9 protein-coding genes are annotated in these 11,746 nt (G+C 62.3%); 7 read left to right on the top strand and 2 right to left on the bottom strand.

Annotated features, from left to right (window positions below; genetic code table 11):
- Positions 1 to 129: 129 nt before the first annotated feature.
- Together A6A04_RS07490 and A6A04_RS07485 are read right to left on the bottom strand one after the other, a co-directional pair.
- Positions 130 to 543, bottom strand: coding sequence for an HIRAN domain-containing protein (locus A6A04_RS07490; RefSeq protein WP_068491496.1), 414 nt, complete (start codon positions 541 to 543; stop codon positions 130 to 132).
- A complete protein-coding gene (locus A6A04_RS07485) occupies positions 540 to 1,838 on the bottom strand; it encodes a DUF3987 domain-containing protein (protein ID WP_068491494.1) in 1,299 nt (432 codons plus the stop codon). Before A6A04_RS07485 ends, A6A04_RS07490 begins: the two co-directional genes overlap by 4 nt.
- Positions 1,839 to 2,292: 454 nt before the next feature.
- Here A6A04_RS07485 and A6A04_RS21550 point away from each other — a divergent pair, with 454 nt between their 5' ends.
- From A6A04_RS21550 to nhaD, 7 genes are all read left to right on the top strand, one after another.
- Positions 2,293 to 3,708, top strand: coding sequence for a plasmid recombination protein (locus A6A04_RS21550; RefSeq protein ID WP_172822740.1), 1,416 nt, complete (start codon positions 2,293 to 2,295; stop codon positions 3,706 to 3,708).
- A 267-nt stretch (positions 3,709 to 3,975) separates the two neighbouring features.
- Positions 3,976 to 4,731 (top strand): hypothetical protein, encoded by a 756-nt coding sequence (locus tag A6A04_RS07470; RefSeq protein ID WP_068491488.1) that lies wholly within the window; start codon positions 3,976 to 3,978, stop codon positions 4,729 to 4,731.
- A 12-nt stretch (positions 4,732 to 4,743) separates the two neighbouring features.
- On the top strand, positions 4,744 to 6,984 hold the full coding sequence (locus tag A6A04_RS07465) for an alpha,alpha-trehalose-phosphate synthase (UDP-forming) (RefSeq protein WP_068491486.1): 2,241 nt from the start codon (positions 4,744 to 4,746) through the stop codon (positions 6,982 to 6,984).
- Positions 6,981 to 7,745, top strand: coding sequence for a trehalose-phosphatase (gene otsB / locus A6A04_RS07460; RefSeq protein ID WP_068491485.1), 765 nt, complete (start codon positions 6,981 to 6,983; stop codon positions 7,743 to 7,745). The genes A6A04_RS07465 and otsB overlap by 4 nt, the downstream gene beginning before the upstream one ends.
- The gene (locus tag A6A04_RS07455; RefSeq protein ID WP_068491483.1) at positions 7,732 to 9,510 is read left to right on the top strand and encodes a glycoside hydrolase family 15 protein; all 1,779 of its coding nucleotides are present in this window, start codon (positions 7,732 to 7,734) and stop codon (positions 9,508 to 9,510) included. Before otsB ends, A6A04_RS07455 begins: the two co-directional genes overlap by 14 nt.
- A complete protein-coding gene (locus A6A04_RS07450; protein ID WP_082914772.1) occupies positions 9,510 to 10,349 on the top strand; it encodes a GGDEF domain-containing protein in 840 nt (279 codons plus the stop codon). The genes A6A04_RS07455 and A6A04_RS07450 overlap by 1 nt, the downstream gene beginning before the upstream one ends.
- On the top strand, positions 10,346 to 11,659 hold the full coding sequence (gene nhaD / locus A6A04_RS07445) for a sodium:proton antiporter NhaD (RefSeq protein ID WP_068491479.1): 1,314 nt from the start codon (positions 10,346 to 10,348) through the stop codon (positions 11,657 to 11,659). Before A6A04_RS07450 ends, nhaD begins: the two co-directional genes overlap by 4 nt.
- The last annotated feature ends 87 nt before the right edge of the window (positions 11,660 to 11,746 follow it).

Raw genomic sequence — 11,746 nt, 5'->3', positions numbered from 1 at the left:
ACCACCCGAGCGGCAATGCGCTCAATGGAGTGCTCCGTGCCGAACCGGTCATACGCCCCCCCTGCTACGGGCCTGGATGGGGATGGGCGGCATCTTCCAGACGGTTGCCATCCCGAATCACCGGCGCCGTCATTGCCGGTCGCGCCATTCATCAATGGCGGGACCGAAATAGACAATCTCGATATTGGACGGCTCATCCGTGATCGCCTCGCGCCATACCTGGACCCAGAGAGGGTGTCCTGCGTCCATCAGGGGGGCCAAGTCACAGGCCACGTTCGCCGGAACATGGCCGACCTGGGCGTCAAAGGTCCACAAGGCGATGGCGTGGCGGTCATAGGGATTGTCGGGCTCTCTGATCGCGGCCAGCACATCGCCCTGTCTTGCGCCCTGGCGGGCGGTCTGCTGCGACCAGTCAAATGCTCCATCATAGAAGTAGGCTCCTGCAACTCGGCCGCGGTAGCTCAGGGGCGGCCTGTTCGCCGCCCGCCAATCCTTGCCGTCAACGATGGCGCTGATCCGCGCCAGCTTGTCATGGCCGCTCATGCGGCGACCTTGTCATCGGTCGGGCCCGTGTTGTCATTGGCCCCCGGCAGCGGTGACATCAACTCCAGCACGAACTCTGCCATGGCATTGTTGCGAATTCCCCGCACCCGGGATATCAGCTCCCGCTTGCTCGGCCGCCGGCCGATCTTCGCCTGGTAGGCTTCGGCCTTGACCACGATGTCCTCCAACTCGGTGAGGTGATACCCGTCCAGTAGTCGGCGAGCATCGGTCAGGTGCAGCAGCGCCACTCGCATGGCCCAGCCCATGTCCTCGGCGTCGATGTCGGCGTCAGCCTTGCCCAGCATGACGTGGTAGACCACCGCAAGCTTGAACCCCCGCCAAAGGACGCGCCTAAAGAACGATGGGGGGATTGAATTGTGCTGCTGGAAATGATTGCGGAAACCGGCCTCGAATTCCGCTTCGGCCTCCGGCGTCACCGTATAGGTCCGGTGCAGCGGCACGGCGGCGATCGCCTCCCAGGCGGTATGCAGCGGGGCGAGGTTGCCCGGCTCCTCCACCCGGTAGATGGGGAACATGTCGGGCGTGCGCTTCGGATCGGCATCACCGATAATGATGCCGAATCGCTGCATGAAGCCATCCAGCATGGACTCGACCGAGACGTTCTGGTTGAAGGTCTCCAGAACCGTCGTGCCGAAGATGACCAAGGCCGGATCCTCGATGACCAGCGACCCTGTCTTTGTCCGTCGCGACATCTCCTGATTGTCGTGAAGGGTGAGAAGGTAGCCCCGCATCTCCTCCGCCCAGGTCTGGCTTTCTATGCGCTTGAGGAGCTGCGCCCATTCGTCCTGAAGCCACAGGCACTTGTTATGGGTCTCCATCTCCTCGATCCAGCGTGCCGCCGAGGTGGTTTCGGGAAACAGCCGCATGGGCATCACCCGCTTCAGCACCGAAGCGGTCTTGGTCTTGCCCGCCCCGCTGGACGCGAGCAGGGTGGACCACAGATCCGGCTTCAGCCTGGTTCCGGCCACCTCGATCACAACCTCGCGCTCCAGCAGATAGGCCGCCAACGCGTGGAGCACAAGGAAGGCCGGCAGCTCCAGCGGGAAGTCCGTGGTCCGCTGGAACAGGGCCACCACCCGGTCCAACAGGGTGCCGGGCGGAACCATGGTCGTGCCGCGCCAGCTGCGCGGATCAGGCTTGGCGGCCATCAGGCCGCGCAGGGTCTCACCCCGCTCGCCGTTCAGCTTGCCTGCGGCGATGAAGTCGAGCAGATCCATCTGTCGCGGATCGATGGGCGGTGTCTTGGGGCGTTTAGGGCGGGTGGGCTTGGGCATGGCGGGTCTCCTGATGGGGCGGACACCGTCGTCCGCTTTCGTTGACCTAGGCCCCCGTCGGCGGCCATCAAGTGGATTCGGCAATTTGTTTTCGGCTCCGTGGCGACCCCGGCGTCAGCGTCGGCACAATGCCCGCGACCCCCAGGAAATCCGCGCCTCTCGGGCCGATTTGGCGGCGTCAGCAGGGCGTCGGCACCCCGTCGGCACTGGCTGGGCATCACGGCTTTGGCCGGCGATGCCGCTTTGTCATCGCCTTCGCGCCGACGAATCGGATGTTTCGGTCAGCACGATTTTACACTTCGGGTTAAGGGCAGCGCCCTTGCCTACAGGTCGGCTTTCCCAACGGGAAACCCGACGGCGTAGGTGCCGCCTTTTAGGCGAGCTGCATTTTTCCCCTTGCCGGTTTTATTTTTCGCCCGATGTCGACGGCGGGGGAGATTTTACGGGGGAAGCCATGGCAATAGCGGCAAATGACAACGACGGCGATAGGGGGCCATTTTGCATCTTGCGGCATGGACGAAAGAGCCACACCTGGGGGGAACTGCGCCAAGCCGCCCAGCACACCATGCGGGATGCGCCATGGCTGGGCGCCAACATCGACCCGGATCGTTCCCCGCTGAACGAGGTGCTGGTCGGCAGCGGCGACGTGGTGAAGGATGTTCGGACCCGCCTTGCCGCCGTCGGACTGGAACCAAAGCCCGGTCAAGTGGTGGCTCGGGAACTGCTCCTCACGGCCTCCAGCACATATTTCGCCGACAATGGCCATTCCGGGCGTGACGGTGATTGCGACCCTGATCGGCTGGCGACGTGGCGGTCGGTGACTCTGGATTTTCTTCGTGCTGAATTCGGTGACAATCTGGTCACCGTCGTCATCCACCATGACGAATCCGTTTGTCACGCCCATGTCTGGTGCGCCACCGCTGTCGAGGTGCAAAAGAAGGGGCGGGGCCGTCCCCGTAAGGACGGGACGAAGGCCGCCACCGCTACCGGATGGACTCTCAACCATGACAAAATCATGGGAAGCGGCAAGGAAGCGTTCGCGGCTCGTCAGGATCGCTATGCCGTTGTCATGGAGCCGCTCGGGCTGATCCGAGGCCAGCGTCACAGCCGGGCTCACCATCAGCCCATCCGCGAATTCTACGCCAGGATCAAGGAACACGAAGCCGCCGCCGTCGAGAGACAGGTGGAGGCTCATCACGCTCGGAACATTGCCCTTATGGAGGAGGCCAAGATGAAGGCTCTACGACATGCCGCCGAGATGGCCGCGCTTACCGCCAAGACCGCCGAACAGGAGGCGGTCGTGTCACACGCCAAGGCGCAGGCCGCCGAAGCCGCGGCCCAAGAGGTGCGCGTCCGGGGCGAGGAAGCGGTCCAAAAACACTTGGTTATCCTCGCTGATTTGGAAGCCCAGCGCGATATTGTCACGGCGCAAAAGAAGGATCTTGGGACATTCCTTGAGCGCCGTGGTCTTCGCCAGGAATTTGAGTCATGGCAGTGTGACACGCGCGCCGTGGAAGCCTTGCGCAATGGCAAGGGCGACGAAGAATGGGCCAAGTACGAACGTCAGCTTGCCGAATATGCTGACGAATTGCAGGAGTTTGGCGGTTGGCAGGCTGCCATGGTGACCCGGGCGCGCAAGCGCATGCTGTACCTGATGGAAGTGGGGGCCAAGCTTCTGGGGCATGCTTCGATTCTGGTCAATCCGTCTCGTCTAGTGTCCGAAGGAATCGGTGCCTGGATCCGCCTCCATGGTGGCGTCCCCCTCCATCAGCGTCACCGGCAGGCAGTTCGTTGGCTCCGTGACACACTGCTAACCATCCAGGACGTCGCCATGACGGAGCCGGAAAGGGAGCGGGGGCGGGAAAGATAGCGGCAGATGGCCGCTTTCATAAAATCCGGCCATCCAACGGGTTTCGGTCCATCAGCACTTCGTGACCCAAAGGCGTCGGATGCCAGGTCTTTCGCCGATGCATGGACCCCGACCCAAGCCGGCCTGAAGGAAGTCCAAGCCACTTCTTCAAAACTGACCTTTTGCGAATCGCCTTTATGGCTGCCGGAATCCTAGCCTCACCATCATCTCGCCACAATCGATAATTCAAATATTGATGTTTTGAAAAATTGATCGAAGGAGGCGGGCATGCTTTTGGGCAGCCAGGACCATCCGGAAAGCCATTGGAATACGAAGAGGGCACGGGCTGATGCGGCCGGTGCCGACGCTCCGTCAGCTCGGCACCCCGACCCAATCGATTTTCGTCATGCCTCCACCGCAATGGAGGGCGTCATGTGGCCAGAATTCATGACGGTGTGGTTGGGGAACCGAGTGGCGGGTCGCCGGGGCGTAAGGCACATCGCCATGAGCGCACTGGCCATCTCGGTGATGATGGTGGCCGGGGAAGCATTGGCGAAAGAAACCGCCTGCCCTCAGCCGACTGCCCCCCAATCGGGTGCTCAACCCCGCGCCATGTCGCTGAAGGATGTTCAAGCTCTGCCGAACAAACCCAACCCAAAGGTTGAGGGCTCTGTTATCGTTACCGAGGGATATCTCGTCCGCGCAATTGCCGTCAGGCCATCAGTGTCGCGATGCGGAGCCCCGGTCGAGCGAAGCTACCAGCTCCGATTGCTGCCCAAGAAGCCGTCCTTCCTGAAAGGGCGCTTTAGCATTCGTCACGCTGTTGTGGCGACGGTACCAGCCAGAATGGTGGAAGGTCGGGTGGATGCAGATGGCGCGCCCATCCCCTTGGTTGGAGAACGGGTTCGCCTTACCGGCGCCCTGACCTTGGCCCCCTCGCGTTGGGAGCAACTGAACAAGACCCAGGGCAGCCTATGGGAATTGCGCGCGGTGACGGAGGTGACTCCCTGTCCCGATGGCATATGCCCCACCGCAGGGCAATAGAGGAGACAGTCCATGCGAATGGCAATCCGGTTCGTCCTCCCCCTTCTCCTGGTGCTGGGCGGTATAGCCTGGGGTGGAGCGCCGCTGGTCGGCTCGTTGGTGGAACGCTGGTTCCGGGCCGATGTGGAGATGCGCTCGCAGTTGGTGTTCAACTCCATCCAGGAAACGGTCAACGGCTTGGTCCTTACCAAGGCCGACCGCAAGATCGACGCCCTGTTCAAGCACATCACCCAGGACGAGCGTCTGCTGGCCCTGGCGCTGTGCACGCCCGACGGCCAATTGACCCAGCATTCCGTGGCGTGGCCGAAGGGGTTGGCGTGTCCTCCGGCGCCTGTTTTGGATCATGCCTTCGCCGTCGAACATATTGACGGCGGACCGGTCCTGGTCGCCACTTTCGCCCTGGCCGCCGACAATACCTATCTGGGCCGTCTGGTCATACTCCATGATCTGCGCTTCATCGAACGCCGCAGCGACAGCGCCGAACTCTATCTCGCCGGCTTTCTCGCCCTGCTGGGATTGGGGGCGGCTGGCGTGACTGTCGTGGTCGCCCGCCTGACCCTGCGCGGCTGGGTTAAAGCGATCCGCAAGGGGCTGTCGGGCCAAGCGGATGCGAAGGATGACGCCGCCATGTCGCCCGATGTCGCTCCCTTGGTTCAAGAAATGCGCAAGATGCTGCGGGATCTGGATACGCCCCGCGTCCTGAGCGAAGCCATCCGCGTCGATTGGAGTCCCGACAGCCTGCGAAGTGTGCTGCGCAATGAATTGCCCGGTGCCGAGGTGATGGTGATCTCCAACCGCGAGCCCTACATCCATAATCTTGAGGACGGCAAGGTGGTCTTGCAGCGTCCGGCCAGTGGTTTGGTAACGGCGTTGGAGCCGATCATGCGAGCCTGCGGCGGCACCTGGATCGCCCATGGCAGCGGCTCGGCCGATCAGACCATGGTGGATGAGCATGACCACCTTCTTGTGCCGCCGGATGCGCCTGCTTATACCCTTCGCCGCCTATGGCTGACAGATGAGGAGCAGGACGGCTACTACTACGGCTTTGCCAATGAGGGGATGTGGCCGCTTTGCCATATCGCCTTCGTCCGCCCCACTTTCCGCGCCTCGGATTGGGAGCACTATGTCGCGGTCAACCAGAAATTCGCCGATGCGGTGGTTGCCGAGGCCAAGACACCCAACCCGGTGGTTCTGGTCCAGGACTACCACTTCGCCTTGCTGCCCAAGATGGTGCGCGAGCGGCTGCCCGAGGCGACCATCATCACCTTCTGGCATATTCCTTGGCCAAACCCCGAGGTCTTCAGCATCTGTCCGTGGAAGGAGGAGATACTCTCGGGTCTGCTGGGCTCATCCATCCTGGGCTTCCACACCCAGTTCCACTGCAACAACTTCCTGGATTCCGTGGACCGCTTCCTTGAGTGCCATATCGACCGCGAGCACAGCACCATCAGCGCCGGCGGATGCACCACCCAGGTCCGTCCCTATCCCATCTCCATTGAATGGCCGCCCGCCGCCCTGAGCGTCCAGCCTCCGGTGGAGGAATGCCGGAAAAGTGTCCGAAAGGGATTCGGCATTGGCCGTGACACCATGCTTGCCGTGGGGGTCGAGCGGTTCGATTACACCAAGGGCATCGCCGACCGCTTCCATGCGGTGGGAAGCCTGCTGGAAGCCCATCCCGAGTGGATCGGCCGTTTTACCCTGCTTCAGATCGCTGCCCCAACCCGTTCGCGCCTTTCCGCCTATCGCGAGACCCAGGACGAGGCTGAAAAAGCGGCTGAAGCCGTCAATAAATGCTTCGGCCGCGAGGGCTGGCTGCCGATCATTCTGGTGCCAAGGCATCACGAGCCCGAGGAGGTCTTTACCCTGTTCCGTGCCGCCGACGTCTGTCTGGTGTCCAGTCTGCACGACGGCATGAATCTGGTGGCCAAGGAGTTCGTCGCCGCCAGGGACGACGACGACGGCGTGCTGGTGCTGTCCACCTTCGCCGGGGCCTCGCGTGAATTGCGCGAAGCATTGATCGTCAATCCCTATGACGTCCGGGCCATGGGCGAGGCGCTGCATATGGGCCTGTCCATGCCGGCCGAGCAGCGGCAAGAGCGGATGAGATTGATGCGCGAGATGGTGGGCGAGAACAACATCTACTTCTGGGCGGGACGGATGCTGCTGGATGCCGCCCGCATGCGCAAGCGCCACAATATCGAACATCGCATCGCCGCAGTGACGCGCCGTGCCATCACGACGGGAGGCACATGATGCAGACCGAAATCCTGCCCCCGGTTGATCATGCCGCCTGGGCGCTGTTCCTGGACATCGACGGCACCTTGCTCGACCTCGCGTCAACGCCCGGCGATGTGGTGGTGCCCAAGGATTTGTTGACCTTGCTGGATGCCCTGACACGGAGATTTGGTGGAGCCTTGGCGCTGGTCAGTGGCCGTTCTCTCGACAGTATCGACAGCCTTTTTCCCGGCAATCGCGATGCGGTGGGTTGCCACGGAGCGGAATGGCGGCTCGGTGGCCAGACGTTCATCCCCCAGCCGCCCTGGCCCGATGGTCTCCTCGCCGGGATCGAGGCCGCCAGGCGCAGGCTTCCAGGCGTCATGCTGGAGCGCAAAAGCGTGTCCCTTGCCCTGCATTTCCGCGCCGCTCCCGAGCAGGAAGCCGCCGTCTGGGACGTGGCCGAGGCCGCCGTCGCGACGGATCCGCGCCGCTTCGACCTGCTGGAGGGAAAATCGGTGATCGAGATCATTCCCGCCGGGGTCGGAAAAGGCTCCGCCATCGAGCGCTTCATGCAGGTTCGCCCGTATGCGGGGCGACGGCCGGTTTTCGCTGGAGACGACGTGACCGACGAGAGCGGCTTCGCCGCCGTCAATCGCATGTACGGGCTTTCCATCCATGTGGGGAATAGCCCGACGACCAAGGCACAGTTCCGCTTTCCTGATCCGGAATCCCTCCGCCACTGGCTCGATGGCCTGAATATCGCTTTGCAAGGAGGCAATGGACATGCACAGCCTTGACCTCGGCATCATCGGCAATTGCAGCATCGCCGCCTTGGTGGATGCCCAGGCCACCATCGTCTGGGGGTGCTTTCCCCGCATTGACGGCGACGCGGTGTTCCATGCCCTGCTCAATGACCAGAAAGCCGATGGCATGTTTTCCATCGAACTGGTCGATCAGCTTCATTCGGAACAGGCCTATCTGCCCAACTCGGCGATCCTGCGCACCACGCTTTATGACCATCATGGCGGGATTGCCGAGGTCACCGACTTCGCGCCGCGCTTCGCCCTTTATGAACGCATCTTCCGCCCCCCCATGATCGTCCGGCGGATCAGGGCAGTACAGGGACGCCCGCGCGTGCTGGTGCGGCTGCGGCCCGGCTTTGAGAACGGTGGACTGAAGCCCCAGGTCACCCGAGGCAGCAACCATCTTCGCTATGTCTCGCCCGCCCAGACCCTGCGCCTAACCACCAACGCTCCAGTGTCCTATATCACCGAGGAACGGCCCTTTGTCCTCGACCGTCCCATCGACCTCCTGCTGGGCAGCGACGAAAGCCTGCAGGCCGGGGTGGAAACCACGGCGCGCGACCTGTTCGAGCGGACCCTGGACCATTGGCGCAGTTGGGTCCGCTCGCTGTCGATCCCGTTCGAATGGCAAGACGCGGTAATCCGCGCCGCCATCACCCTGAAGCTGTGCAATTTCGAGGAAACCGGTGCCATTGTCGCGGCACTGACCACCTCCATCCCGGAAGCGCCGGAGACCCAGCGCAATTGGGATTACCGCTTCTGCTGGCTGCGCGACGCCTATTTCGTCATTCATGCCCTGAACCGTCTCGGCGTCACCCGGACCATGGAAGACTATCTGCGCTTCATCAACGACATCGTCGAGGAAGCCAAGGACGGCGAGTTGCGCCCGGTCTACGGCATCACCCGCGATACCTCCATCGACGAGGTCACCATTCCCCATTTGGCCGGATATCACGGCTTCGGCCCGGTTCGGGTGGGCAACCAGGCCCATGTCCAGATCCAGAACGACGTCTATGGCAGCGTGGTGCTGGCCTCGACCCATGCCTTCTTCGACCAGCGGCTTTCCCATCCCGGTAGTGCGCCACTGTTCGAGCAGTTGGAGCGCCAGGGCAATCGCGCCGTCACCGTTTTCGACAAGCCTGATGCCGGGCCGTGGGAATTGCGCACCATCGCCTCGGTCCACACCTTTTCCTCGGTCATGTGCTGGGCCGCCTGTGACCGTCTGGCCAAAATCGCCCGCCACATCGGCCAGACCGACCGCGCCATCTACTGGCGCAAGGAATCCGACCGGCTGCACTCCATCATCTGCGAGCGGGCTTGGAATGTGGAACTGGGTTGCTTCGCCTCCACCTTCGGCGGGGCTGAGTTGGATGCCACCCTGCTGCTGCTCCACGAAGTGGATTTCCTCCCCGCCGATGATCCCCGCTTCGCCGCCACGGTGGATGCGGTAGCCGCCAATCTGAAGACAGGCGACTTCCTCTATCGCTACGTGGCCGAGGACGATTTCGGACGACCGTCCACCGCCTTCGTCATCTGTGTTTTCTGGTATATCGACGCCCTGGCGGCGCTGGGGCGGCGTGACGAAGCCAGAACCCTGTTCGAGACCGTGCTGGCGCGGCGCAATCCACTGGGCCTGCTGTCCGAGGATATCGACCCGCGCAGCGGCGAATTGTGGGGCAATTTCCCCCAGACCTATTCCATGGTCGGGCTGATCAATTGCGCCATGCGGCTGTCGCGAAACTGGGAGGAGGCGTTCTGATGCCGCTGCCATGGGCTGGATATGCCTATGGTGTGCTGACCGTAGCGGTGGCCCTGACCGCCTTCGTGGTCACCGTTCGTCTCGGGACTTGTGCTGTCCGATGCCGGGCAAGGAATGGCCGCCTCCTCATGATGTTGAGTGGCATAGCGACCTTGCTCGGCCTCGGCCTGACCAGCCTGTTCGATGCCTTCGACAATGTGGTCTGGCACCATAATGTCCCGATCATTCCCTCGGCTTGGCTGTCCGCAATTGCCAGCGCGGTCATCGCTCTGTGGTTCGAGGTGTTTGGCCGCTATGCCGTTGAACGGGCGGAATTCGAGCGGCAATTGGAAGTTCTGGCCACCACTGATCCCTTGACGGGAATTCTCAACCGCCGCGCTTTTCTGGAACGGGGCCGGGCACTGACGGAATCGGCCAAGCGATATGGCCATCCCATGACCGTGATGATGCTCGACATCGATCACTTCAAGCAGGTCAACGACCGCCACGGCCATGACACGGGCGACGAAGTCATTAGGCTGTTTGTCACCGTGGTGGGGCGGTGTTTGCGGCAGGTTGATGTATTTGGGCGCATGGGTGGCGAGGAATTCGCCGTGCTGATGCCGGAAACAGCGCAAAAAGGTGCATTGATCGCCGCTGAACGTATCCGTGCCGCCGTGGAACTGAGCAGGTTGGATTGGGAAGAGCAATCCTTGTCCGTGACCGTTAGCATCGGTGCCGTTGTTGGCACCCATACCGTGGATGAGGCCCTGAAACTTGCCGATGAGGCCCTGTATCAAGCCAAGCGAGACGGCCGTAACAGGGTGGTCCTGACCGCCACCGAGGGAGACAGCATTTGACCGAGAACCTGCCCGATCTGACCGGCCATTGGGTCGGACTTGCCGCCGTGGCGGTGTTCGTTTTCGCCTATGCCCTGGTCATCACCGAGGAAACCACCCATCTGCGCAAATCCATTCCGGTGGTCGTGGCGGCGGGTATCCTGTGGATCATGATTGCCTTGGTCTACAACGCCCAGGGCCTGCCGCACGCCCTTGAGGCACCCATCCGCCACGTCTTCCTCGAATATGCCGAGCTGATGCTGTTCCTGCTGGCCGCCATGACCTATGTGAACTCCCTGGAGGAACGCCGGGTGTTCGATGCGCTTCGGGCCTGGCTGGTCCGCTCAGGCTTTGGCTACCGCGCCTTGTTCTGGCTGACCGGAACCTTGGCCTTCTTCATCTCGCCGGTGGCCGACAATTTGACCACCGCCCTGGTCATGTGCGCGGTGGTTCTGGCGGTCGGCAAGGATTCTCCCCGTTTCGTCGCCATGGCCTGCGTCAATATCGTGGTTGCCGCCAATGCTGGCGGTGCCTTCAGCCCGTTCGGCGACATCACCACCTTGATGGTCTGGCAAAAGGGTATGGTCCAGTTCAACGACTTCTTTCGACTGTTCCTGCCGTCGGTGGTCAACTTCGTTGTGCCTGCCGCCCTGATGCATCTGGCTCTGCCCGGCGGCAAGCCGGAGGCCAGCGACGATGTGGTGAAGCTCAAGCCCGGAGCCTGGGGCGTCCTGGTCCTGTTCGCCCTGACCATCGTTACCGCCATTTGCTTCCATAATTATCTGCATCTGCCCCCCGTGATCGGCATGATGACCGGGCTGGGCTATCTGCTGCTGCTGGGCTATGTCCTGATGAAAACCCATGGCCGCCGGGGAGCGTCCACCGAAAACCCCTTTGATGTGTTCCGTAAGATCGCCCGTGTGGAGTGGGACACCCTGCTGTTCTTCTATGGCGTGATGATGTGCGTGGGGGCCTTGGGGGTGCTGGGCTATCTGTCGGTGATGTCCAACCTGCTTTACGGTCAGTTGGGCGCCACCAGCGCCAATGTCATCATCGGCGTGCTGTCGGCCATCCTCGACAATATCCCGCTGATGTTCGCGGTGCTGACCATGCAGCCCGACATGTCCTTGGGCCAGTGGCTGCTGATCACCCTGACGACCGGCGTCGGCGGCTCGCTGCTGTCCATCGGTTCCGCTGCCGGTGTAGCGCTGATGGGGCAGGCGCGCGGTGTCTATACCTTCGGCTCACACCTGAAATGGAGTTGGGCGGTGGCGGCGGGCTATGTCTCCAGCATCGTCACCCATCGGCTGATCAATGCGGCGCTGTTCTAGGGTCAGGACCCATAAAAGGAATTTTATGGGTCCTGACCCTAAGACGAGTTGTGGTACATGGGGGCGGGGCACCCCAGCCATGACACG

Origin of the sequence: Paramagnetospirillum marisnigri (genome assembly GCF_001650715.1) — a bacterium.
Classification (GTDB): Bacteria; Pseudomonadota; Alphaproteobacteria; order Rhodospirillales; family Magnetospirillaceae; genus Phaeospirillum; species Phaeospirillum marisnigri.
The sequence above is the reverse complement of the archived record's forward strand: the minus strand, read 5'-3'. Positions and strand labels throughout refer to the sequence as shown.